The sequence below is a fragment of the Streptomyces sp. NPDC047869 genome (genome assembly GCF_040704065.1).
GTDB lineage: Bacteria > Actinomycetota > Actinomycetes > Streptomycetales > Streptomycetaceae > Streptomyces.
In genome coordinates, this window is record NZ_JBEYRK010000019.1 from 102565 (window position 1) to 127326 (window position 24762).

Genomic DNA, 24762 nt, shown 5'->3' on the forward strand with positions numbered 1-24762 from the left:
CGAACTCCTGTCGTGAGAAAGGGAGTCTGCCGGAGCGGTCACGGAACTCCCACACCCGGCCGGGCTCGTCGAACTCCGCGGGGATCATCGCACCGAAGATCCACCGGCCGGTACCCCGACCCGAGGCGCCCGGCGGCCGGCGCCTCAGGGGCGCCGGGTGAAGTGGGTGACCGGGCGCTCCAGCCGTTCGCCGTCCACGGTGATGTCGACCGCCTCGTTGTAGAACGCGAGCAGCCCCCTGACCGCGCCCACCGCGGGCAGCGGATCGGCGTAGCTCCACAGTACGTCGGCCGGGACGTCGTCCCCGCCGCGCCAGGACCAGTACGCGGCGGTGCCCTTGTAGGGGCAGCCGGTGCTGTGGTCGGTGGGCTCGAACAGGTCCAGGCGGACGTCCTCGTGGGGAAGGTAGTAGCGGGTGGGCAGGCCTGTCTCGAAGAGCAGGACCGGGCGGCGGGTGTCGGCGACCGGTGTGCCGCCGATCTCGACCTGGACGTGCCGGCTGCTGGGGAGGGCGTCGACCCGCTTGTGCGGGTCGCGGGGGTGGACGAAGATCTCCTCTTCCTCCTCGTACCAGTGGTCGAGGCCGGTGCCGGTGCGCCGGGACCACTCGAAGGCGATGTGGTCCGCCAGGGCGTCCGAGGGGAATGTCCAGGCGGCGTTCGCCCGCGACTCGCCGCCCGCCTCCAGGTCGTAGAAGACCGTCGATCCGGTGTGGGTCCCGGTGGGCGGGTTCCGCGCCGGACTCAGCAGGTTCTCGCGGACCTCGCCGCGCGGAAAGGCGTACAGCGGCACCGGTACGCCGGGTTCCCACACGAGGACGGGGTGGCGGCTGTCGACGACCGTGGCCCCGGCCGCACGGCCGCGCACCCAGCGGTCGCTGGGCTCCCAGAGGATGCCCTCGGGAGTGCGATGCGGCGGCCCTGAGACGCTGTTCGTGGTCATGTCCGGTGCTCCTTCCGGCCCGCCGGCGGCGGCCGCCCGATATCCGGTCGTGCCTCGGCGCGCCTGCTGGAATGATCCCGTTGCGTGGTCACTACTCTGTGACCCTAAGACAACCATTCGGCCGGTGCGTTGGACGCGCGCCGGCCGGGGTCGCCGATGCCGGGGTCCGCTCCCCGGGCTGCGGTGATCTTCCTGTCCAGGAGGACCCCCCGCATGTTCCGACGAATAGGCAACGCTGTCGTCCGACATCCCGTCTGGACGATCGTGGCCTGGCTGATCGCCGCGGTGGCGATCGTCGCCACCGCTCCCGGACTGCCTTCGAACAGTGACGAGAGCAGTTTCCTGCCGAAGAGTTACGAGTCCATCAGAGCGGCGGACCTGCAGCAGAAGGCGTTCCCCAGCGCCTTCACGCCGTCCGCGATCGCGCTGTACCAGCGCACCGACGGCGGCCGGCTGACCGACGCCGACAAGCAGGACGTCGCCCGGATCACCACCGAGCTGGGCAAGAAGCACATCGACCAGGTGCAGAAGGTCGTCCCCGGCCAGCCGTCCAAGGACGGCAGGTACGACCTGACCCTGGTCCAGATGGACAGCAAGAAGGCCGGTCAGCCTGAACAGGCCGACGCGGCCAAGGTGTTGCGCGACGACGTCAAGCAACTCGCCAAGGGCACGCATCTGGAGGTCAAACTGGGCGGCTCCGCGGCCCAGGCACTCGACCAGCAGGACTCGTCCAAACGCGGACAGGCACTGATCGGCATCGGCACCTTCGTCATCATCCTGGTGACGCTGCTGATCATCTTCCGGGCGCCGATCCTCGCCATCCTGCCGCTGATCCTGATCGGCCTGGTGTCCGCCGTCGCCAACGGGCTGATCGCCTACGCCACCAAGCTGTTCGACCTCCAGGCCAACAGCTCGATCTCGTCGATCCTGATCGTCGTGCTCTTCGGCGTGGGCACGGACTACTTCCTGTTCCTGATGTTCCGTTACCGCGAACGCCTGCGCGCCGGCGACGAACCCAAGCAGGCCATGGTCAACGCGGTCGACCGTGTCGGTGAGGCCATCGCCTCGGCCGCCGGGGCGGTCATCATCGCCTTCCTCGCGCTGGTGCTGTCCACGCTCGGCTTCCTCAAACAGATGGGACCGGCGCTCGCCATCGCGGTCGCCGCCACGCTGGTCGCGGGCCTGACCCTGATCCCGGCCGTGGTCTCGCTCATCGGGCCGAAAGTCTTCTGGCCGTCCAAGTCCTGGCAGCGGGAACCGGAGAACGCCCGCTTCGCCGCCTTCGGCCGCGGGGTGCAGCGCCGCCCGGCGCTGACCGCCGGACTGTCCGGACTCGTCCTGGTCGTGCTGTCGCTGGGCATTCTCAACTTCAACGCCACCTTCGACCTGGCGTCCGGCTCCATGCCGAAGACCAAGGAATCCATGGTCGCCCAGGACGAGATGCAGAAGGCGTACTCGGCGGGCGCGGCCGCTCCCACCGACGTCTACCTGTCCAGCACCGACGGCAAGCCGCTGGACCGGGGCGCGTTCGACTCGTACGCGGGCAAGCTCGGCGCCGTGGACGGGGTCGCGGACGCCCGGATGACCCAGGTCAACAAGGCGGGCACCACCGCGGACTTCACGGTCACGCTGAAGTACGAGGCGTCGACGGACAAGGCCATCGATGCCGTAAGCCGGGTGCGCGACGTCGCCCACGCCGACGCCCCCGACGGCACCGAGGCCCTGGTCGGCGGCATGTCCTCGATCTACAAGGACATCGACGCCGCGGTCAACCACGACTACCGCACGGTCTTCCCCGTCGCCGCGATCCTCACCATGATCATTCTGGGCCTGCTGCTGCGCAGTGTGGTCGCGCCCTGGTACCTGATGGCCTCCGTGGGACTTGGCTTCGGCGCCACCCTCGGTGCCACCGTGTGGATCTTCCAGAATGGCCAGGGGCATTCGGGCCTGATGTTCATGCTGCCGGTGATCATGTATCTCTTCGTGGTCGCCATCGGCACGGACTACAACATCCTCATGATCGCCCGGCTGCGCGAGGAGGCCCGCGAGGGCCGCGAGCCGCGCGAGGCCGCCGGCATGGCACTCCGGCACGCCGGGCCGACCGTCGCCGCGGCCGGCTTCATCCTGGCGGCCACCTTCGCCACGATGATGCTGGCGGGCAACTCGCTGCTCACGGAGATGGGTTTCGCCGTCTCCTTCGGCATCGCGGTCGCCGCCTTCGTGATGTCGATGTTCTTCACGCCCAGTCTCACCGCGCTCATCGGGCACGCGGCCTGGTGGCCGGGGCACGGTGACCGGGCCACCGAGACGGGGACCGGTTCCGCCGGCGCGGACCCGGCCCACGGGGACGAGGCCCGCGACAGCGTCGCCCACGATCCGGCGGGCCGCGGAAACTAGCGGCAGCGCGACGAGCGGCCCCGCCAGGCGGTGTTCCGGCGGGGCCGCTCGCGTTCGTCCGGGGCCCGAGGGCTTCCGTGGGGTGGGGGAGGGGCGGCAAGGACAGGGGCTGGGCCCTCCGTGGTTCCACTGCGAGAAGCGTCCCTGGCTCGTGGTACCGGCCCTCTTCTCGAGTGGCTCTGCCGGCCCACGCAGTCACTTGCATGTCTCGTCTCATGCCGAGGCCAATCGACAAGCTGAAGCGACGGTCTCCAGGTCGGTGGACGGGTTCGCCGGACGGACCGGGCCGACAGCGCGACGAAGACGAGCAGCAGGCCTACACGAACCTCCTGACCGCCATCGGTGACTACCGGCGCCGCCACCACCGCGCCGGCCCCGACATCTTCGGCCCGCGGACCCAGGGCCTGGACGGCGACGAATGGGACCACCTCACCGACGCGATCGACCTCTACACCCACGCCCGCGTCCGATACTGCCTCGAACAGCTGAGCCAGCGCACCACCGCCGAACGCGCCACCCAGCCGTCGGCGCCGGCGGGGCGTCGGGACTGCGCGTCGCCGTGGCGAGTAGCCGCATGCAGCGCCTGCAGCTCCCGCAGCAGCGCCCGCCCCTTCATCCGGGAGGAAGCCCCCGACCTTTAGTCAATGCCACGGCTTTGGTGCGGAATGAGTGGGCCGACCGGTGGAATGTGTGTAGTGACCCCGGCGGAATGTGTGCAGTGATCGCGTAGATCACTCAGTGCACCGCCTGGATCACTCGGAGCATGGTGATCGGATTCCGGTGTGCAACCAGGAAGGTGATCATGTGACGACTTCCCCAGGGTCCGACCCAGGAGCCCGCTCCGGCGCATACGTGATGGGGCGGAGAGGCCTGAGATGCCCGTGCTCGCGGACGGAAATGGTATGGGTTGTGCTGGTCCTGCTCGCGACGGCGCTGCCCGTGGGCTGCTTTGGTTTCAAGGACTTCAGGCAGGCTCTGACTTTCGCGGGGTGCGTCACCGGAGCGGCCCTCATGGTGGCGGCGCTCATCATGGTCCTGGGTGTCGGCGCGGTCGTGGACTGCTGGGTCCGCGGGCCGAGTTCCAACTTTCGAGTGGTCGCGCTGATCTCTACCGGCGTGGCGTTGTTGACGAACGTCTTGCTCGCGTTACAGGCATGGAATGACGGCGAGAAAGTCGTCTATAAAGTACTGTCCGTTGTGCTCAGCGTAAGTTCGCTGTCCGCTGTCGTCCTGGTCTGGCGAAGACTGGATGAGATCCCCACTCCGAAGCGGGTGGCTGCGGCACTCATTGTCTCCGCGCTCGTAGCGGTCGCCAATTTCAGCTACCAGTACCTTTTCCAGCCGTACCGGCGCGAGGTCACCCCTCTCGTGCAGCTGAACCCGGGCAAGGCAGTGCTCAGTGCGGACGGCAAGGTGTTCTCCGTGCCGGTCGACATCAAGCTCGTGAATCACAACGACATGGGCTTCTACGTGCTGGGCGCCGAGTTCCATGCCATGGGAGAGGACGTGACGGTGAGCCCGAGGGACCTGGCCCCGGCGAAGTGGCGGCAGCACGCCGAGCAATGGGCTCAATACCGGGAGAAGCACCCGCTCACCCGCAGGGAGGTCTACCAGCCGGGCAAGCTGGTGGCGGCGCAGCCGTGGATGCTTCCTGGGCATTGGGTCGAGGCGAACGACGAGTTGCTCACGCGGACCGTTGTTCAGCTTCCCAGTAACACGAATTTCGACAAGCTGACGTTCTACGCCACCCTGAACCTGGCACGTAAAGACAGGCTCAATATGGGTGAATTCAGAGGCTCTAGCTACTCCTGGCGGGGTGCTGCTGTGCCCCGATGGATGAAGAAGGATCAAAAAGAAAAGAAGTTCGACGCCATTATTCAAACGGCCGAGATGCAAGAAAACAATGCGATCGATCAACTCACGAGAAATGGCCGCCGCGTCACTACCTATTGGCGCTTTGGCGTACATGGTGTAGACGTGGTTCCGGTTATCGCGCCGGTAGGTGAGGAAAACCGTACCCCCTCCGAGCGGACGAACCGCGAGGTACGGAGCCGCTACGGTCTGCTCGACGTCTTGGCGGGCCCGGTCGAAGTAACGCTCGACGAGGTCAAGGCCCGGCGCTGACCAGCCCCTCCGGTCACAGTCAGTCCGTCACCGCGCTGCTCACCCCGGTCGAACGAGGACGACCACCTGCGTGCGAGTGCCCAGGAGACCTGCACCGACCTGACGCACAAGTTCGGCCTCACCGGCTACCTGTAGCCCGAACCCCGCACGGAGCCCAGCGCTGTGACACCTGCTGCGCCCGCCGGACAGCGGATGATGAGCGAGGCGGGACCCGCGCTGATCCCTGAGCCGGCGTGGGCCCCGCTGCACGCTCTGGACGCCCCATGCCTTGCTGGTGTTGTGACCGCACAAGGTTCGCACGCGTCGCCCTGCACGAGCCGGTTGGCCGCAGCCGTCCCGACGCCGTCGGCCTCATCGGTCACGCTAGCGGCTGCCCCTGCCGGTGCGGATCCCGCACCACCTGACCACGTCCCGGGGCCAGTCTGAGATGGCCGTCAAACTCCGGCCACCGGGACAGACCCAGCCCGGGAGCCCATCCCACTCTCGAGCGGGGCCAGGGCACCACCGCAGACGTAGAGTGCCGCGTCCGTTTCGCTGACTCCCGCCCTCGCTGCGCGCCGTACGTATCAGGCCAGCAGTGCGGCGGCGTGGTGACGTGCCTGGCGCAGCCAGGAGGCGCGGGTTTCATCGGAGGAGTCGGTGACCGTTCGGAAGACGACCCGGCGAACGTCGGCAACTCCTACGTACGGCAGGACGCATGCCGACCAGATCCTTTGCAGCGGGTCCCCGAACTCGGCCTCTTCACGGTCGGCAGGGGTGTCAGAGGTGTTCAGGACGAGAGCCCGGCCGGCCCTGAGCAGCCCTTCGGGCTCCCCCTCCGGGGCTCCCAGTTTGTACGCAACGCCAGGCGCGAGTACACGCTGCACCCAACCTGCAAGGACAGCGGGTGGCATGCCCCACCAATTCGGGTGCACGAACACCATGGCGTCAAGTGTGGCCACCTCCGCCTGATGGAGCGCTACCTGCGCGTCGTGAGTGCCCACGGCAGATCGGACCGTCTCCGTCTCGTCGGCGGACAAGCCTGGTGCGAATTCCTCAGCACACAGGTCATGCGCGAGAACCTCGCATCCAAGGTCGCGCAAGTGTTGCACAACGGTGTCAAACACGGCGTGGTTGAAGCTGCCAGGCCGCGGGTGCGCGAGATAGACCCCAATACGCGGCATTTGCCCCCCCAACAGAGAACATCAGTAGTAGTCAGCCGTGGTGGCCTGCAACCGGCCCCCATGGCTGATCATCATCATTTCCGGTGACGACTGCCCAGGGAACCGGTTAACAAAGTCATCCGCCGTCCCTCCGCCTGGCGGAAGAACACTTCGACGGCGACAGATGGGGTCCTCGATATCTTCGAGGGTGAGCTTCCTGGAATGTGGGTGGTCAGCCTTCGCTGTCAGTGCCGACCACTGAGCAAGGCCAGCGACGAAAAGGTTTTTGCTGTCGTGAACACGTCATTCTGGCCCTGAACGAGGTGGATGAAGCCCACGACGAAGCCGCCTTCGAAACCGGCGAGCGCGAGGAGTTGTTCGACTACATCGACCAGTCGCTCACCGGGCACGGCGTCGATGTCGTCGGCCTGACGGCGCGCCACGGGCTGGGCCCGGTGCCAGCTCACCGACAAGTGGCGCAAGTGGTGAGGCTGCTCACCGAGGCGGCCCGCTGAGCAACCCAACGCTCCACACCACGAACGCACCAGATCGAGCGGCGAACAGCGTGGAGTCACGGTGAAAAGCAGCCCGGTTCGAGGAGGCTGCCGCCTGGCCCTTCGTCCAGGTCAACGCACAAGCGAGCTTCAAATGATCGCAGCTTCCCAAGCTGATGACCTAGCCCCAGCCTTGACCTCATCGGCCCTAGCAGACGCCTGGTGTCCGGGCGGGGACACGTCTTTGCGTCATGGGCTTTGTGTTAGTCGGGTTGCGTGGGGTGTTTGGCGGTAGAGGACTGTTCGGCCGGTTCGGGTGCGGGTGATGAGGCCGGCTCGGTGGAGTACGCCGAGGTGGTAGGAGACGGTGGCGGGGCTGAGGTAGTGGCGTGCTGCGAGTTGTTGGGTGGTGGCTGGTTGCGTGAGGGCGGTGAGGAGTGTTGCGCGGGTGGGGCCGAGGAGTTGGGCTGTTCGGGTGGTGGGTGCTGTGGGGGTCATGGTGTCGGTGATGGTCTTGTCGCGCACGGGGTGGATCAGCATCGGGGGCCTGGTGCCATCATGTGTCGGGTCCACGGCGACGGCTGGATGGGGTGCGACGAGGGACGGTACGACGATCACCTGGGGCACGGGCAGTGCGATCTGGTACCGGCTTTCGACGTGCAGGGTGCCGTCGGCCCATCGGATATCGGGGTGCAGGGAGTTGAAGAGCCCGGCCGCGCCGTGTCGGGCCAGCACGCCGGCGCATCGGTCGACTTCTGCGTCGAGGGCGTTCTTGGCGGCGCCCCAGTGCGGGGCGAAGGCCAACTCCCAGTATCGGCGCATCTCGTCCGCGACCTGCCGGGCCACGTGTGCACCGCCCCGTGCCATGGCCCGCCGCACTCCTGGCGGCAGCTCGGAGCCGGGGAGGCCGTTGCACGGCCGCCCGTCGCGCAGCGCTTGCAGTTCGCCCAGGACACGCTCGGGCGGGGTGGAGCGGACCCGCTGAAGCTCCTCCTCGACGCTGGGGGAGGGCTGGACGGGATGCGGGCTGAGGAAGTCGGGCACGTACCCGCCTGCGTCCAGGGCCAGTTCGGACAGCAAGGGCAGCTGGGCCCGGCGCAGCACGCGTCTGGCGCGGGCGACCCACGGGGCGGCGTCGGGGGCCGGGCGCATGCCCCAGGGCAGCAGGGTCGCGACAACCTCGTGCAACGGTGAGATGGCGAAGCGGGAACGGGCGAGCCCTGCGGCGTCCACGGTGAGCTCGATCAACGAACCTCCCGACCGTCCAGTCCCGTTGGCTGTGCGCCCCGTCCCTTCGAACCTGCTCGAATCATGGCACGGAACGTCGCGGCGGCATGCCGGATTGGCGCAGCCTGGTGGCCGGCCGCTTGATCGCCGATGGAACCGAGGTTCAGGCCGAGCCAGGGGGCGATTGGCGCAGCAGACCCTGCAGGTCATCGTTGGGGAGGTGGATGGATGCGCGTCATGACACGTCTGCTCTGTCTGGGGGCTTCGGTGCTGCTCGCAGCGACCGGCCAGGCCGTTCCCGCGGGTGCTCGGGACCTTCCCGAGGTCTACGTCGTCTCGCACGAGCCCGGCATCCTGCCGGAGGGAGTAGCGGTGGAGCAGGACGGCACCGTGTACGTGACCTCCAAGGGCACCGGCCTGCTGTTCAGGGGCCATATCGGTGACGCCGAGCTGCGGCCTTTCGCCGCTCAGGGCATCGCCGATCGTCCGAGCGCGCTCGGGGTGCACACTGATGCCCGCCACCGCGTCTTCTCCGTGGGCGGCTCGATTCTCACCGTGCACGACCGAGCCGGGCGACTGGTCGCCCGCCGCACGGCCGAGGACGGTCCCCTCGGCGCCGCGAACCTCAACGATCTCGTCATCACCAAAGGCGCCGTGTACGTCACCGACTGGGCCAATCCCGTGATCCACCGAGCCGTACTGCGCGCCGGTCGCCTGGGCCCGCTGCGACCCTGGGTCGACATCCGCAGCGCTGCTCCCCGATTTCCGGCGCAGTACTGGCTGCTCAACGGCATCACGGCTGACCGCACCGGCAGGACGCTGCTCGTGGCGTCCAACGGCACGGAGGCGGTGTGGCGGGTGGACGCCGACACGAAGGCCGTTGAGGAGGTGCAGCTCGGCGGGTCGTCGTTCGGGGCGGACGGCATGCTGCTGCACGGCCGCGATCTGTACGCGGTGCTCAATTACGGTGCACCGGCGGGGGTGTACATCGCCCAGCTGAGTGAAGATCTCCGCACCGGGACGGTGAAGTTTCAGGTCACCGGTGACCGGTTCGACCTGCCGACCACCCTCGCTCGTCACGGCTGCCGCCTCTACGTCGTCAACAGTCAGCTCGATCAGCCGCCAGGACATCCGCCCTACACCGTCTCGGCGCTCTCCGACCCCACCTGCCGGTAGCCGGCGTCGCACGGTGCCGAGGAGCCCCGCAGCCGGCATAGAGCCGGATTGCGGTCGGGCGGCGTGGGCAACGACAGCGACCGCCCGGGACAAGCCGACGAACAGCCCATGCGCAGGGTGACGCTGCGTCGGGGGCGGGCGTCGGCGGTCTGCCGCCGCGCGGCCGGCCGACATGACCAACGGGATGGCCCTCTGTCCGCAGGGCCCGTTGAGAGGAGCAGCCCCAAGCAAGCAGAGCAACCCACAAGCAAAACCATCCAGAAATGACAGATAGGGAGAAAGGCCTCATGAAGAGCGCTGTTTGGTTGATCCTCGTCGCGGCGGTCGCCACGTCGTCGCTGGCGGCAGTCGCACCCTCGGCCAACGCAGCCAACCGCGGCTACGCAATCTCCCGGGGCACGACGATGTACAAGGGCGACTATCTGCACAGGGACATGGGCGGCTGGGCCGTAGAGCTGATCATGCAGCCGGACGGGAACCTCGTTCTGAAGGCGACGAACGGGCACGTCTGCTGGGCGGCCGGCACGAACCCCAGTGGCTACAAGGCCGCTTACCAGAGCGACGGAAACTTCGTCGTCTACAACAGCAGTGGCCGGGCGTTGTGGGCGAGCAACACGGTCGGCGCCTCGTGGGACACCGGTCAGACGGTCAGCATCAACGCTCAAGGAACGCTGTACGTGGGCTACAAGAAGATCTCGACCTGCTACTCGAAATGACGCCGCACTCGAGCAACGCGCGTCACCTTTCAGTACTCCGGTCGTCTGACGGCGTCCTCGTGGATCCCGTTGAACATCCGCTGCCGCGCCGGATCCGGTACTGCCCGGCCCGCAAGGCGGTGGCGTCACCACTCGGGGCTTGATGCCTCCAAGGGGTTCATCCCCGTCCTTACTGCGCCCGGCAAGAGGCCGGACACCGCGCATGCCGCACCAGCGAAGGAGACGTACGTGATGAAGAGCGCGTGGGGGAAGATCATCGCTGTGGGCGCTGGAGTGGTCGCGCTCGCCGGCGGAGTGCCGGGAGCGGCGTCGGCCGCCCAGCAGGGCGCGACTCAGATCTGCCAACTTCCCGCGGCGACGTTGCACTACAAGTACTACACGTCCAGTGGCACGATCGCTGACTGGTCCAAGAACTGCAGCGGCAGCTACTCCCTCAACTCTTCCGGCTACAGCATCCAGGCCGGCGGTTGGTCGGGGTACGTCTACTTCAGCGACGGGACGTCCAGCGACTTCTGCGACGGCCAAACCCGTTACCTGGGAGGGCGGCGGGTCATCAGGATCTACATGGCCGAGGCGAAGATCGAGGAGTGCGTACGCCGCTGAGGCTTCGGCGACCGCGCCAGCAGCGCGGCGGCATCCGCTGATGCCTGGCCTCGTCGCGGGTCGGCGAGGCTACCGGTTGGCGCGGTTCAGCGCGTGAGCGGACGGGTCCTGTAGCGCCGGACCGGGTCGGCGTCAGTGGCCGGTGCGAGCGCATCAGCAGGCGTTCGCCTGACCCCGGCGAGATGCCTTACTGGAGGCGGCCGGCGCTGCGGTTCGCCGAGCGCCTCGCGGGCAGGCTTCGCGGCCTTCCGCGGTCCCGCCCTGGTCGGCTGTGACCGGCCTGTCTCTCCAGGGACATCGGCGGTGACGGAGATTCGGATGCCGCCGGCGGTAACTGGACTGGACGGCATCGTCCTTCGTCAGTGCGGACACCTGACGTGGCCCAGACCGTGATGGTCTGGGCCACGTCTGCCGTGTGCCGTCGCGGCCTCGAATGCGGGTGACGACTCCGGCACCCGGTCGACGTCGGGCGTCACCGCGTCGACGACGTCCTCACGGGCGAGTTCTAAGGGCGGTCAGGGGCGGCGGGTTGCGCTGGCAGGGCTGGCGCGGCAACGGTTGATCGCCGCTAGGGGGAACACGTGGATTCCGGCCCGATCGAGCGGTGGGAACCGTGGACTGGGACATGGGGTGGGGTGGCGAGGGGAGTCGGCCCCGTGTGCGGTCGCATGAGGCGCCGGGCACGCGCTGCCGGCCTGGAGGGTGTTCGGCGCCCTGCAAGGCGGTGGGCCGCTGACGGCGTGTTCGCCGGATGCGTGCATGCGGACCCACACCTTCTGCGCGTCGCATCGGATCTATGCGGCCCAGGCGCGTTCGAGCAGGGCGCCGAAGATGGCGGGCTCTCGCCCGATCAGCTCGGCGAGCGTCGGGTCGACGGCGGTGAACTCGCCGTTGCGTGCCGCTGTGAAGATGCTCAGCATGAGGTCGGCGATCGGGGCCGGGGCGCCGTGGGCCAGGGTCTGCTCGCGGAAGGCGTCGTCGGGGACGACGGTGCGGGTGAAGGGCCGTCCGGTGGCCTGGGACGCGATCTCGGCGACGGTGTCGAAGTCGAGCGCCGCCGGGCCGGTGAGCGGCGGGGTGGGCCCTTCGAAGCGGCCCTCCTCGGTGAGGATTGCGGCGGTGGCGTCGGCGAGGTCGTCGTGGCCGGTCCAGGCGACAGGGCCGTCGGCGGGGAGGGCGATGTCGCCGGTGTGGCGGGCGGACTCCAAGAACTGCAAGGCGCTGGCCGCATAGAAGCCGTTGCGCAGCGCGGTCCAGGGGAGGCCGGTGGCGCGCAGCAGGTCCTCGGTTCGGGCGTGGTCGCGGCACGCCTGGAAGCGGGAGTCGTGGGCGGCGCCCATTTGGCTGGTGTAGAGGATGCGGCCGACGCCGGCCTTCACGGCGGCGTCGATGGCGGTGCGGTGCCCGGTGACGCACTCCTCGCCGGTGCGGTCGAGGGAGACGAGGAGCAGTTGCTCGGCGCCCTCGAAGGCATGCACGAGCGAGGCGGGGTCGTCGAAGCTGCCCTGCCGGACACGGACGCCGCGGTCGGCGAGGTCCTGGGCCTTTTGGGGGTCGCGGACGCTGACGCCGACGCGGTCGGCGGAGACGCGCTCCAGGAGGCGTTCGACGGTGCGGCGGCCGAGCTTTCCGGTGGCTCCGGTCACGATGATCACGGGTTCTCCCGACGCTGTTTCCAGTGGAATCATGATGACGTTAACACCGGAATATCGGTGGAATCGAATCTGCGATATCATCGATTCGTGACTACGCGCGACACCACCGACAGCCCTCGTCGCCGCATCGTCGAGGCGGCCATCGAGCTACTGGAGAACGGCGGCCCGGACGCGGTGAGCACCCGTGCGGTCGCCGCTGCGGCCGGGATGCAGCCGCCGGCGATCTACCGCCTCTTCGGCAACAAGGAGGGTCTCCTTGAGGCGGTCGCGGAGCACGGCTACGCACAGTTCCTGGAGAGCAAGCGCGCGCAGCTCGATCCCGAACCACAGGACGCGGTGGAGGACCTGCGCCGCGGCTGGGACACGGTGGTGGAGTTCGGGATCTCCCGCCCCGAACTGTTCGCGGTGATGAACAGGGCCACCAGCCGGGGGGCGGACATGGCACACCGCGCGGGCCTGGAGATCCTCCATGGCCGGGTACGCCGACTGGCGGCCGGGGGATGGCTGCGGGTCGACGAGGAGCTGGCTGCCCAGATCATCCAGGCCACCGGCCGAGGCGCGGTCACCACCTGGCACTCCACCCCGGTAGACCGCCGCAATCCGGCGCTGCTGACTGCCCTCCGCGAGGCCATGGTCGCCGCCGTCACTCGCGCCGAACCGACGGTCCCCGCCGCGGAGACCGGTCCCGCCGCGGCGGCCCGCGCGCTGCGCGCCGCTCTCCCCGACGATGCCGATGTCCTGAGCGACGCCGAGCAGCACCTGCTGCGTGAGTGGCTCACCCGCCTTGCGGCGGACCGTGGCGTTCCGCAGGCCTGATCGGGCGTCAGGAGCCTGCGTGCAGGTTGCGTCTCGGTCCGCGACTGAGGTTGGCGGGGCGTAGCTCCGTCCGGCGACAGTTGATCCGGGGTGTTGCGGCGGCCGTTGACAGGTGTGAAGTGCGGTGCTCGGTCGGGATATTCACTGGCCGCCGCTTGCTGGTGGCCGGGCGTTTGACATTCCGATGTTGCGCGGCAAGGTGTACAGGCCTCGAAGAGAGAGGCGGGGCCACTCGCCTCGGGGGCGGGGGCGGGGGCGGGGGCGGACCCGGGCGGCTCGTGTGGGCGTCGGTCACCGTTCGAAGCATCGGCGTTCCGTCCGTGACGGCCTCGGTTCGGCCAGTCGGGCTTCGATGCCGTCGTCGCTCGGTGGTCGCGTCTGCGCTCCGGTCAGTCCCTCCAGCCCCTTAGTCCTCGTTGTCGAGCGGTCGACGGCGGTAACTGGCCCGCTGCACTCGTCGGGCGTCCCTGCCTCGATGCGCTCGGTGACATCGCACAGGCACCGGGACGCCACGGGGCAAGCGGGGTCCGGCCAGTGTACGCAGGTCACCGTGAAGGAACCTGTCCTGATGAACGGGCAGTTGAGGGGGACTGCGCGGTGAGGCCGAAGGCGCGGGCACCGGTCTGACGGGTGGGGTGTCTGGCGCAAGATCGGGAAAGTCACTACCATGCGCACAATCCGGCCACAGTCGGTCGGTCAGGCGATCTTCCTGAAAGCGCGGGAACGCACTCCTCTGCGAGAGCCCCGTTCACATCGAGGAGGGACGGTGTCGCAGTTCCGTAGGCTCTCGAATCGCCCCACTGGCCGGTTCCCATCGAACACTCACTACAGTGCGTGGCTGATCCAGTCGAGCACCGTTGATCCCTCAGAGGGAAGTTCACGCCGCGGCAGGGAGATCTCGTGAAAGACGTCGGATCCGTGCGTACTGCCGTGCGCCGGGAAGATGAGTCCGGTTCCGGCGCCTTCCAGGCCAGCGCGAGCATCGTGCAGGCGGGCTTCTACTCCTGGGAGATCTCCACAGGCGAGGTGAGCTGCGATCCCCTCACCCTCGCACTGCACGGCATGCCCGAGAACGGCCCGTCGGACATCTCGAGCTTCCTGGCCGCAGTACACGAGGCGGATCTGGCCGACGTGCGCGACGGCTTGGGACTGATAGCGAAGTCCTGCGGCAACTACCAGATCGAGTACCGCGTCACCTCCGACGACGGCCGGCACCGGTCCCTGGAAGCCCGAGGACGCGTCCTGCCCGGCGCCGACGGGCTGCCGGCCCGCATGGTCGGAGTGGTCATGGACACCACGGCCGTGCACGAACGCCACGAGGCGGAGAGGCGGCGGTTGTACGAGCGTGCGACCCGTGACCGCTGGATGCGGGAGCTGACCGCGGCTCTGGCCGCCGCGGTGACCGTCAAGGACATCATGGCCGCCGCACGGGCGGGATTGCGGGCCTTCGGGGCGGGCGCGCTGGCGGTGATCGCCCTGGAGGGCAACCGGCCGACCGTCGTCGCCTCGTGCTCCGACGACGAGCGGGGTGAGAACTCCCTGCAGGTCCTCGACGCCACGGCCCGCACCCTCGTGCAGCAGTCGCTCGACCACGGGGCGCCCGTTCTCATCGGCTCCGCGGACGCGCTGACCACCGTTCATCCACACCTGGCACCCCTCGCGCAGTCGGCCGCGCAGGCGTGGGCGGCACTGCCGGTCACGGACTCGCGCGGCGGCGTCAGTTCCTGCCTCGTCAGCTTCCCCGAGCCGCAGGAGTTCCTGCCCGAGGAGCGGGCCCTCCTGGTCGCTGCCGTGGGACTGCTCGCCCAGTCGCTGGAGCGGGCCGGCATGTACGAGTCGGAACACGCACTCGCCACCGAGCTCCAGCGCGGCATGCTGCCGCGCGGGCCGCTCACGGTGCCGGGTGTGACCATCGCCGCTCGCTACCAGGCCGCCACCTCCGGCATGTGGATCGGTGGCGACTGGTACGACGCCATCAGTCTGCCCGACGGCGGCGTCGCTCTGGTCATAGGGGATGTGCAGGGACACAGCGTTCACGCAGCGTCCCTCATGGGGCGGCTGCGTACCGCCGTACATGCCTACGCGAACGAAGGACACCCGCCCGCAGCCGTCCTGGAACGCACCAACCGCCTGCTGGCGGAGATGAACACCGATCCGGACAGGGCCCTGTTCGCCACATGCTGCTATATAGCGCTCAACCCCTTCGACGGAACGCTCCGGGTGTGCCGGGCGGGCCATCCGGCACCGGCGCTGGTCACACCCCGCAAGCCGCCGCGCCTCCTGGAGGTCCCGGGCGGGCTCCCTCTGGGAATCGACCGGGAGCAGCGGTACCCGACCACCCGCCTGCGCATCGCTCCGGGCAGCGTGCTCGCGCTGACCACGGACGGCCTGCTCGAGGCCGTGAACAAGGACATCGACCAGGGCACCGAGAGGTTCCTCGAAGGCCTGCGAGGCGCTCCCGCGGCGGACCTGGAGGCCGTTGTGGACGACCTCCTCGCCGGTACGCGGAAGGATCACAGCCTGGGGGACGACGTCGCTCTGCTCCTGGCCCGGCTGAATCGGCGCGGCCACCGCGGCTGACGCGCTCCTGGCCCACCTGTTCACAACCGGCCTGATTCGCCGATTACTTGAGTCAGCTCACAGCGGTATTCGCCCGTTCCATGCGGTGCTGTCCCGCCAAGGGCGATATGGCACCGGAGAAGCGAGACCTCTGTCGAACGTCATCACCAGGCAGGGTAATTTACGTCGGTGGCCGGGGCCGCCTGGTCACGACGCCATGCGGGCCTCGGGCGTTCCGCATCGGCAATGGGGCTGGATGTCACGAACGGCAGAAAAGCACCGGAAAGCGAGCTGACGTATGGACAATTTCCGGATCCCGGACCTCTACACACCCGTACCGGCAGCGCTCAATCCGGAACTCCGGGTGGCCACGGCGGCCACTGAGGCGTGGCTGGACGAGTTCGGTCTGGTGCCCACCGAGGAAGCGCGCCGGCATGTGTATCGCACTCGCGTGGACCGGCTCACCGCGTGGCTGTGCCCGAACGCCTCACAGGAGACACTGACACTGATCACCCAGTGGAACGCGTGGCTGTTCCAGTTGGACGACCAGTTCGACGACGACCCGGTGCGGGGATACCAGCCCGAGCGGTGGCGGGAGGCGTTCGGCCCCTTGTTCGCCGTCTTCGACGGAACCGTCACGGCTGGGCGGCTGGCGCGCTCCCTGGCCGATCTGTGGCGCCGTACGACGGCTGTCCGTTCTTCCGCATGGCAGCGCAGATTCATCCCCCACCTGCTGTGGTATTTCGACAGCTACCGGGCCGAGATGATCTATCGGGAAGAAGGGCGCATACCCGGTCTGCAGCAATACCTCGCCCACCGACGCGCCTCGTTCGCGTTCGACGCCGTGCTGGACCTGGTGGAAATCGCCACCGATGTGAACCTGCCCGACCGACTGCACGCGAACCCGGCCTTCGCGGACATGCGAGAGGCGGTGATTTACGCGAACGCCTGCGTCAACGATCTCTATTCGCTGCCCAAGGAACTCGCGCACGAGTATGCCTTCAACGCCGTCACGGTGATCAGCCACCATCACCGGTGCGGCCTTCAGGAGGCGGCGGAGCGAGTGGCCGTCATGCAGGCCGGATACGTCCAGCGCATCATCGACCTCGAACAGGTCCTGCCCGGGCGTCTGGTGGGTTCGGGCCTCACCGAGGACGTCGTCGACGACGCACTGCGCTGCGTCAGGGACTTCCACGCGCTCACCGCCGGGAACGTCGCATGGTCGAAGGAGACCGGGCGCTATGCACAGGTGGAGGCCGAACCGACCTATCTGACGGACCTGTTCACGCCTTAGAACCCGAACCGGTAGAAACCGGCATCACCGCACCGGGAACGCCGCGCCGAGGCGTCGGCCGAGTCAAGAATTTCCGCGCACGTCTCTTGACCACCCGTACCTACCGGTCAGTACGCTCGCGCCACCCTCGATGACACCGGTGTCCTCTCCCCTCGTGCGACCACGGCGAGCCGGCTCCCCGGCATGCCGTCGCACGCCCGCAGACACGGCTCCCGCGATCCGGGAAACGCCCCCAGCGCTGTCCTGTGCCAGAACGCGCCGTCGACCGCTGTCCCCGAACCCCACCCTGGAGTCCCCCATGAAGCAAACCCTCGCGATCGCGGCCGCAGCCGCGGCCGGCGTCCTTCTCGCCACACAGTCCTCCCTCCCCGCCCAGGCATCGACCAGCTCCACCTTCGACTCGACCAGCAACCCCGTCCTCTTCGTGCACGGCTACACCGGTGACGCCACCAACTGGAACACCATGGCGGGCCGCTTCAGAACCGACGGCTGGCCGTCCTCCTACCTCGACCAGTGGTCCTACGACTGGCGCCAGTCGAATGCCACGACTGCCCAGCAGTTGTCCACCGAGGTCGATCGTCTCCTCACGGCCACCGGTGCCGCCAGGGTCGACATCGTCAGCCATTCCATGGGAGGGCTCTCCTCGCGCTACTACCTGAAGAACCTCGGCGGAGCCTCCAAGGTCGACGCCTGGGTGTCACTGGGCGGACCGAACCACGGCACCGACAGCGCCAACAGCTGCTTCGACACCTCCTGCACCGAGATGCGCATCGGCTCCGGTTTCCTCGCGGCCCTCAACTCCGGCGACGAAACACCGGGTTCACCCCGTTACGCCACCTGGTGGTCGCCCTGCGACACGGTCATCAACCCCGACACCTCCGTCTCCCTGTCCGGCGCGACCAACACCAAGACCGCCTGCCTCAGCCACACGGGACTGTTCAGCGACGCGACGGTCTACGCCCAGACCCGGGACATGATCAACCACTGATGCCTCCTCGACCAGCCGGCACGGGCCGCGGCCCCATGAGCCGCTTGCCGCGGCCCCTGCCGGCCCCCTCCCGGACAGGGAAAGGGGACTGACGGGTGCCGCCCTCGTTCGCGGTCCCCCATTCGGATCGGCGCGTGTGCGGTGCAACCCGCCGCAGTGCTCGCCGCGGGTCGCACCGGCAGGGGGCTCACTTCCCGCGACGCCTCCCTCGGCAACGGGTGGTCGACGCCGGCACGGTCGTCGTCCCCGGCGTCGCGAGTGCGGGGGCCGGGGCGTGAGCGAAGGAACCGAGAGCCCGGCCCGGTGCCGGGTGGGCGCGCCCGAGACGCAGCAGCCGCGACGTGGTCGTCCGAACCTCGGCCAACGGCCGTCTGCCGCGACCCCGGTCCGGTCGGACCGGACTGCGGGAATACCCGTCCAGATCCTCATCCGCTTGGCGTAGGGCCGCAGAACACGAAGCTGTACCGCTTCGGCCGCTTCCGTCGGAAGATCCGCGCCTCGAGGACTCTGCGTGCATGGAGAGTCCTCGAGGTGTGGGGCGGAGGTCAGGGCCGGTATTCGAAGGCTCCGATGTCGCATGCAGGACCTTGAGGCCGTAGCACGCCGCGCTGGTCGGCGGAGGGGCAGTCAGCGCCACCGTCGAGGGCGGGGCTGCCGGGCAGTAGGGCCACAGTGTCTGTCGGACCGCCGTTTTCGCCGAGGGGTGCGAGGTGGGGATCACGGCTGGGAAGATCGCCTTCGGCCGTGAGGTGGCAGTGGTTTCCGCTGTCGAGGTTGTTGCCCCGTGACTCGATGGCGGCGAAGACGTTCTTGCAGTCGCTGGTGGTCTGGCCGATGGTGTTCTCAGCGATGATGGTGTTCTTCAGGGTGAGGTGACCCAGCGGCAGATTCACGGGGTCGGTAATGGGTCCCGGCAGGCTGTCCAGGTAGGCGGGGGCGATGTTGATCCCGCCGCCGCCGTCGGTGGCCGTGTTGCCGGTGATCGTGGAGTTGCGGATGTCCACCAGGCCGGTGCCGCGTATATCGATGCCGCCGCCGTATCCGGACAGACTGCCCGGCCGGTCCCAGTCGCCGGTGACGCGGTTGTCCGCGATCGTCGAATTGACCACGGTGCCGGTGTCGTCGAACCGGATGCCTCCGGCCTCGCCCGCTGTGTTGCGGCTGACGGTGCTGTCGATCAGCGTCAGGTGGGAGTTGGGGATGTTGAAGATGCCGCCTCCGTAGCCGGCGCGGTTCCCCGTTACCGTTACCCGGCGCAGCGTCATGTTCTTGCCATTGGCGATGCCGCCTCCGCCGGGGTCGGTGATGGGCACCTCCCGCTGCTTGGCGTCTCCTCCGGTGATGGTGAGGTCGGACAGTTGCGTGTCGGCGCCCATGCGGAAGACCCGGTCGATGTGGTCGGCGTCGATGATGGTCTCCCGCGCGCCGGCCCCGCGGATGGTGGTCGGTTCGAGGATGTTCAGGTCGCCCTTGGTCGGGTCAGCGGTGCGCCCGTTGAGCTGGTCGGGGTCGGGGGGAATGGTCAGCCGGTAGTGGGCGGCGGGTAACTCGATGGTGCTGCCGGGCTGGGCGTTCGCGGACATGACCGCCGCGCGCAGGGTGCAGGTGCCTCCGGCGGTGCGGCAAAGACCGTCGAACGCATCCGCATCCACGGCGTCTCGGGTGGAGTCGACCGTGAAGGTCGCCGACGCGGAGGCTGCTTGCGCAGAGGTCGGGGCGGCGGCCACGAGCCCTGCGAGGGCCACCGGAAGAACCGCCAGTGCCCAAAGTGAAGTTGCTCTTCGCATGAAGGCGCGCTCCTGCTTCCTCGGAGGATGACGTGGGGTGAGAAACGCTTGCGTCTATAACGTGTACCAGACTGTTTCTCACTCATGAGAGAACCAATCCGGCCGCTGCTGCAGCCGAGCCTGACCGACCTTCCCCGCGGGCCGCACGGGCTCGCGCGTGAGCGTGTGACGGGTTCGCAGCGCCAGCGGCTGCTCTACGCGATGACGGCCGTGGTTGCTGACAAGGGCTACGTCACCGCGACCGTGGCCGATGTGACGGCACGGGCAGGCGTGTCCCGTAAGACGTTCTACGAGCTGTTCGCGGACAAGGAGGAGTGCTTCATCGCCGCTGCCGAGACGGGCCGCGAGCTGATGGTCAAGCGGCTTGAGGCGTCGTTTGCCCGCTCGTCGACGCAGTCGCTCTCTCCGGTGGCGACGCTGCGTGCCTCCATCCGTGCCTTCCTCGGGTTGCTCGCCGAAGAGCCCGAATTCGCCAAAGCGTTCTTCCTGGAGACGGCGGCGGCAGGCGGCCCGGCGCGGGAGCACCAGGACGCCTGCCGCTCCTGGTTCGCCGAGTCGATGCGCGCCTGGCACCACAGGATCCCCGGCCACCGCCGTGTCCCCCATGAGACCTACATGGCCGCGGCTGACGCTACACACGAAGCCGTTTGCCGCCTCCTGCGCCAGGGGCGCATCGGCGAGGTCCCCGCCCTGGAGGACGCCGTACTGTACATCTGCCTTGCCCTGCTGGGCGTGGCCGATCCGGCCGAGGACGCCTGAGGGTGAGCCGGGAGGCGCGGCGCGCCGGAGGCCGACCGCCGTATGGGTCGCCTCACGATGTCGGCCGCTGTGAAGCGCCACGCGGGGTTGTGCCAGTCCGTCAACTCTCTTCGACGAGGCCGCCGACGGCAAAAGGCAACAGCTCCTTCGCCAGGCGACTCTGAACGCGCAACCGGCAAGTGGAGTTGCGCGCAGCCGCGAGAGCAAGGCCAGATCACGTGCACCTCATAGAGCTGTGACCTGCAGAAGGGAGATGTGCTCCAGCGTCGGGCTCGTGGTCCGTGCAGTGCCGCTGTCCGCTGACACTGCGGGTGCTCGTGAGCAGCCCCTGCTCCTCGTAATAGCGCAGGGACCGGACGCTGACTCCGGCCCGTGATGCCAGTTCCCCGATGCGCACGCCGTCTCCCTCTGCGCTGTGGGCTGCGCCAGAGTCCTTGCCCCTGACGCCAGTGTCACGCACCCGGGACGCCCTCGCCGGGCTGATGACCATGGCGCGGGCACATCAAAAACGCCCGCGGTCGGCGGTAGCTGACTGATGTCCGCGGCGCGGCGGGGAAGTCCTTGGTGTCGAAGTCCTCGGTGTCGCGCAAGGCCGTTGGGCAGGTCGCGCGCGGCGTGGTGGTGTATGAGTTCGTCTATCTGAGGTGAGGCCGAGCCGGCAGTGGAAGGCGCGGGCAGCGCCCGGGGTGTCGGACGAAGAGGGATCCGCTGCCGGTGTACTCCGCGTCGAGGCGCGGAGGCTCGGATTGAGTGCCGGGGGCGCGGGGCTTGGCCAGCAGCTAAGCGACTGCTTAGTATCCAGTATGCGACGGGAACAGCCTGCCCGGCCGCCCTCCCACCTCTGGAGTCCACCGTGCTCTCACTGTTCTCCCTCTCCGGCAAAACCGCCCTCGTGACCGGGGGCTCCCGCGGCATCGGCCTGATGATCGCCCGGGGCCTGGTCGAGGCGGGAGCCAAGGTCTACGTCAGTTCCCGCAAGGCGGAGGCCTGCGAGGAGGCCGTGCGCGGGCTCTCCGGTTACGGCCAAGCGGTCGCGCTGCCCGCCGACCTGTCACGCGAGGAGGAATGCCACCGACTCGCCTCAGACATCGGCGAGCGGGAGGAGCGGCTGGACATCCTGGTGAACAACGCCGGCGCCACCTGGGGCGCGCCCCTGGACGAATTCCCGGTCAGCGGCTGGGACAAGGTGATGGACCTCAACCTGCGCAGCCCCTTCCTGCTCACCCAAGCCCTCCTGCCGAAGCTGCGGGCCAGCGGGTCGACAGAGGACCCTGCGCGGATCATCAACGTCGGATCCATCGACGGCCTGCACGTCAGCCCGGCCTCGGCCTACTCCTACGCGGCCAGCAAGGCGGGCCTGCATCACCTGACCCGTGTGCTGGCCAAGGAGCTCGGGCCACAGGGCATCACGGTGAACGCAATCGCGCCCGGCCCCTTCGAGTCGAAGATGATGGCCGCGACCCTGGACGCCATGGGGGAGGCGATCGCGGAGGCGGCTCCGCTGCGCCGGATCGGGCGGCCGGACGACATGGCGGGCATCGCCGTCTATCTGGCCAGCCGTGCGGGCGCCTACGTCACCGGCGCCGTCATCCCCGTCGACGGCGGCCTCGGCACCACGGTCTGACCGGCCGACAACAGCCCCAGCAACCCGAACCCGAGAAGAAGAACACCATGGCCTCCCTCCTGCTCTCCCGCCGAGACCTCGACTTCCTGCTGCACGAGTGGCTCGAGGTCGAAAGCCTGACCTCGCGCCCCCGCTTTGCCGACCACTCGCGCGAAACCTTCGACGCGGTACTGGACCTCAGCGAGACGATCGCCACCCGGCACTTCGCCCCGCACAACAAGAAGAACGACACCCAGGAGCCGCGCTTCGACGGCGAGCGCGTGCACATCATCACCGAAGTCGAACAGGCCCTGAAGGTCTTCGCCGGCGCGGGGTTGATCGGCGGGGGCATGGACCACGAGGTGGGCGGCATGCAGTTGCCCAGCGTGGTGGCCAACGCCTGCTTCGCCTGGTTCCAGGCAGCCAATGTGGGAACGGCCGCCTACCCCTTTCTCACCATCGGCAACGCAAACCTGCTGCTGGCCCACGGTACGCCCGGGCAGATCGACACCTATGTCCGCCCGATGGTCGAGGGCCGCTTCTCCGGGACCATGTGCCTGTCAGAGCCACAGGCGGGCTCCTCGCTGGCCGATGTGCGCACCCGCGCGGAACAGGCCGACGACGGCACCTACCGCCTGTTCGGCAACAAGATGTGGATCTCGGGTGGCGACCACGAACTGACAGAGAACATCGTCCACCTGGTCCTGGCCAGGATTCCCGGCGGCCCGCCCGGGGTGAAGGGACTCTCGCTCTTCATCGTCCCCAAGGTCTTGGTGGGGGCCGACGGGACGCTCGGCGAGCGCAACGACGTCGCCCTGGCCGGACTCAATCACAAGATGGGGTATCGAGGGACGACCAACACGCTGCTGAACTTCGGTGAGGGCGCCTTCCGGCCCGGCGGGTCCCCTGGTGCCGTCGGCTTCCTGGTCGGGGAGCCCCACCGCGGACTGTCCTACATGTTCCACATGATGAACGAGGCCCGCATCGGTGTCGGACTCGGTGCCACAGCGCTCGGTTACACCGGCTACCTGCACGCCCTGGACTACGCGCGCACACGGCCCCAAGGGCGCCCGCTCAAGGCCCGGGAGGCGACCACCCCCCAAATCCCGATCGTCGGGCATCCCGATGTCCGACGCATGCTCCTCGCCCAGAAGTCGTACGTCGAAGGCGCGTTGGCTCTCATCCTGTACTGCGGGCGGCTGCTGGACGACGAGCGCACCGCCCCGACCGCCGACGAACGGGCCAGAGCTGGGCTTCTGCTGGACATGCTCACTCCCATCGCCAAGAGCTGGCCTTCCCAGTGGTGCCTGGAGGCCAACAACCTTGCCATCCAGGTCCACGGCGGCTACGGCTACACCCGCGAGTACAACGTCGAGCAGTTCTACCGGGACAACCGTCTCAACCCCATCCACGAGGGGACGCACGGCGTCCACGGCCTCGACCTGCTGGGCCGAAAGGTTGTCATGGACGGCGGCGCGGGGCTCCGCCTGCTCATCGAGACTGTCTCCATGACGACCATCCGCGCGGCGGCCGCGGACGACCAGGTGGCCGGCTTCGCACGGCAGCTGGACGCCTCCGTCGCCCGCGTCGCCGACGTGACGCAGCGCCTGTGGGAGGCCGGAGACGCCGAGACCGCCCTCGCCAACGCCTCGGTCTATCTTGAGGCCGTAGGACACGTCCTGGTGGCCTGGATGTGGCTGGAGCAGATACTGGCCGCCGCTGGACGCAGCGGCGCCTTCTACGAAGGCAAGCGCCGCGCGGGGCAGTACTTTTTCCGGTACGAACTGCCCAAGACACAGGCGCAGTTCGAGCTGCTGGCAAGCCTCGACCGCACCACCCTCGACATGCCCGCAGACTGCTTCTGAGCTTGTCCGATCTTCCAAGCGTGAGTCTGAGCCGGTCATTCGTAAGATCGGCCGGAGCGTTCGCCGTTGTGGTAGACGTGCACCTTGGCAGGAGGCACTGACGGGCCAGTGATGGTTGTCCCCACCTGAGCCGTGCCCCGGTCGAGCACCGGGGCACGGCTGGCACCCCAGCACGGTGTTGGACACCAACAAGGAAGGGGCTGCACGGTCTCACCTGTTCAACGGGTGTATGAGAACCAGCCCTCCGACTGTGCGTGTGCCCCTAATCCCCGTCAATGTGGGCACCGTTTGGCTGCACGGGGAGGAGGAGACCGGCCCGGTGAAACACGACCGGCGGCCGCGCTTGGCGGCTGGAGCCCGGCCCCGCCTACCTGGGCGGCGGCCGACCGGGGGACCGAGCGCAACAGCGGCCTCGCCGGCCTCGACGCGGCAGATCTCGGCCTCCGCTTGCTCATGGCCACCGGCCGGAGTCGAGGTCGTCGCTGAGGCTTCGCACCGCCCGCTGCTCGGCCTCCGGCCCGACCCTCGTCCACACCGATATCGCACGGCGCACATGATCCTCCAGATACGCCCTTGAGCCGCGTTGCCGGTTCAGCGTCATGGCGGATCTTGGGC

The 24762-nt window shown here is 68.4% G+C and carries 19 protein-coding genes and 2 pseudogenes; 14 read left to right on the top strand and 7 right to left on the bottom strand.

Features of this window, described 5'->3' with window-relative positions:
- Positions 1–144 precede the first annotated feature (144 nt).
- The gene (locus AB0924_RS24145) at positions 145–942 is read right to left on the bottom strand and encodes a DUF427 domain-containing protein (protein ID WP_366912476.1); all 798 of its coding nucleotides are present in this window, start codon (positions 940–942) and stop codon (positions 145–147) included.
- A gap of 213 nt (positions 943–1155) precedes the next feature.
- Here AB0924_RS24145 and AB0924_RS24150 point away from each other — a divergent pair, with 213 nt between their 5' ends.
- From AB0924_RS24150 to AB0924_RS24160, 3 genes are all read left to right on the top strand, one after another.
- On the top strand, positions 1156–3339 hold the full coding sequence (locus AB0924_RS24150; RefSeq protein WP_366912477.1) for an MMPL family transporter: 2184 nt from the start codon (positions 1156–1158) through the stop codon (positions 3337–3339).
- A gap of 215 nt (positions 3340–3554) precedes the next feature.
- The gene (locus AB0924_RS24155) at positions 3555–3980 is read left to right on the top strand and encodes a hypothetical protein (protein WP_366912478.1); all 426 of its coding nucleotides are present in this window, start codon (positions 3555–3557) and stop codon (positions 3978–3980) included.
- A 268-nt stretch (positions 3981–4248) separates the two neighbouring features.
- Complete coding sequence (locus AB0924_RS24160) at positions 4249–5463, top strand: hypothetical protein (RefSeq protein WP_358937307.1); 1215 nt, start codon at positions 4249–4251, stop codon at positions 5461–5463.
- A 566-nt stretch (positions 5464–6029) separates the two neighbouring features.
- Here the strand turns inward: AB0924_RS24160 and AB0924_RS24165 are convergent.
- Positions 6030–6626: an NAD(P)H-dependent oxidoreductase gene (locus AB0924_RS24165; RefSeq protein ID WP_358937309.1), complete on the bottom strand. Its 597-nt coding sequence runs from the start codon at positions 6624–6626 to the stop codon at positions 6030–6032.
- 227 nt (positions 6627–6853) lie between these two features.
- On the opposite strand from AB0924_RS24165, the gene AB0924_RS24170 reads away from it, so the two are divergent.
- On the top strand, positions 6854–7120 hold the full coding sequence (locus AB0924_RS24170) for a hypothetical protein (RefSeq protein WP_358937311.1): 267 nt from the start codon (positions 6854–6856) through the stop codon (positions 7118–7120).
- Positions 7121–7348: 228 nt separating this feature from the next.
- On the opposite strand, the gene AB0924_RS24175 is transcribed toward AB0924_RS24170, so the two are convergent.
- A complete protein-coding gene (locus AB0924_RS24175) occupies positions 7349–8347 on the bottom strand; it encodes a winged helix-turn-helix domain-containing protein (protein ID WP_366912479.1) in 999 nt (332 codons plus the stop codon).
- A 216-nt stretch (positions 8348–8563) separates the two neighbouring features.
- Between AB0924_RS24175 and AB0924_RS24180 the strand changes: the two genes are divergently transcribed.
- The 3 genes from AB0924_RS24180 to AB0924_RS24190 all read left to right on the top strand — a co-directional run bounded on the left by AB0924_RS24180 (position 8564) and on the right by AB0924_RS24190 (position 10821).
- Positions 8564–9502 carry a hypothetical protein gene (locus AB0924_RS24180; protein WP_366912480.1) on the top strand — a complete coding sequence of 313 codons (939 nt, stop codon included), beginning with the start codon at positions 8564–8566 and terminating at the stop codon, positions 9500–9502.
- A 287-nt stretch (positions 9503–9789) separates the two neighbouring features.
- Positions 9790–10218 (top strand): hypothetical protein, encoded by a 429-nt coding sequence (locus tag AB0924_RS24185; RefSeq protein WP_366912481.1) that lies wholly within the window; start codon positions 9790–9792, stop codon positions 10216–10218.
- Between the two features lie 231 nt (positions 10219–10449).
- The gene (locus tag AB0924_RS24190) at positions 10450–10821 is read left to right on the top strand and encodes a hypothetical protein (RefSeq protein ID WP_366912482.1); all 372 of its coding nucleotides are present in this window, start codon (positions 10450–10452) and stop codon (positions 10819–10821) included.
- 794 nt (positions 10822–11615) lie between these two features.
- Here AB0924_RS24190 and AB0924_RS24195 read toward each other — a convergent pair.
- Complete coding sequence (locus tag AB0924_RS24195; RefSeq protein WP_366912483.1) at positions 11616–12476, bottom strand: SDR family oxidoreductase; 861 nt, start codon at positions 12474–12476, stop codon at positions 11616–11618.
- Between the two features lie 87 nt (positions 12477–12563).
- Here AB0924_RS24195 and AB0924_RS24200 point away from each other — a divergent pair, with 87 nt between their 5' ends.
- The 4 genes from AB0924_RS24200 (at position 12564) to AB0924_RS24215 (ending at position 18133) form a co-directional block, all read left to right on the top strand.
- Positions 12564–13292: a TetR/AcrR family transcriptional regulator gene (locus tag AB0924_RS24200; RefSeq protein ID WP_366912484.1), complete on the top strand. Its 729-nt coding sequence runs from the start codon at positions 12564–12566 to the stop codon at positions 13290–13292.
- A 900-nt stretch (positions 13293–14192) separates the two neighbouring features.
- Positions 14193–15872, top strand: a complete 1680-nt coding sequence (locus AB0924_RS24205; RefSeq protein ID WP_366912485.1) for a SpoIIE family protein phosphatase — start codon at positions 14193–14195, stop codon at positions 15870–15872.
- A 277-nt stretch (positions 15873–16149) separates the two neighbouring features.
- Positions 16150–17145, top strand: coding sequence for a hypothetical protein (locus AB0924_RS24210; protein WP_366912486.1), 996 nt, complete (start codon positions 16150–16152; stop codon positions 17143–17145).
- Positions 17146–17443: 298 nt separating this feature from the next.
- Positions 17444–18133, top strand: a complete 690-nt coding sequence (locus AB0924_RS24215; protein ID WP_366912487.1) for a triacylglycerol lipase — start codon at positions 17444–17446, stop codon at positions 18131–18133.
- 545 nt (positions 18134–18678) lie between these two features.
- On the opposite strand, the gene AB0924_RS24220 is transcribed toward AB0924_RS24215, so the two are convergent.
- Entirely contained in the window at positions 18679–19860 is a 1182-nt protein-coding gene (locus AB0924_RS24220; protein ID WP_366912488.1) for a choice-of-anchor Q domain-containing protein, read from the bottom strand.
- 225 nt (positions 19861–20085) lie between these two features.
- Between AB0924_RS24220 and AB0924_RS24225 the strand changes: the two genes are divergently transcribed.
- Entirely contained in the window at positions 20086–20679 is a 594-nt protein-coding gene (locus AB0924_RS24225) for a TetR/AcrR family transcriptional regulator (RefSeq protein WP_366912489.1), read from the top strand.
- A 265-nt stretch (positions 20680–20944) separates the two neighbouring features.
- Here the strand turns inward: AB0924_RS24225 and AB0924_RS24230 are convergent.
- Positions 20945–21076: pseudogene (locus AB0924_RS24230) on the bottom strand (MerR family DNA-binding transcriptional regulator); the annotation flags it as partial.
- A gap of 456 nt (positions 21077–21532) precedes the next feature.
- On the opposite strand from AB0924_RS24230, the gene AB0924_RS24235 reads away from it, so the two are divergent.
- Together AB0924_RS24235 and AB0924_RS24240 are read left to right on the top strand one after the other, a co-directional pair.
- Complete coding sequence (locus tag AB0924_RS24235) at positions 21533–22303, top strand: SDR family oxidoreductase (RefSeq protein WP_366912490.1); 771 nt, start codon at positions 21533–21535, stop codon at positions 22301–22303.
- A gap of 47 nt (positions 22304–22350) precedes the next feature.
- Entirely contained in the window at positions 22351–24147 is a 1797-nt protein-coding gene (locus AB0924_RS24240) for an acyl-CoA dehydrogenase (protein ID WP_366912491.1), read from the top strand.
- Positions 24148–24604: 457 nt separating this feature from the next.
- Here the strand turns inward: AB0924_RS24240 and AB0924_RS24245 are convergent.
- Positions 24605–24718, bottom strand: a pseudogene (locus AB0924_RS24245) (MerR family transcriptional regulator); the annotation flags it as partial.
- Positions 24719–24762 lie beyond the last annotated feature (44 nt).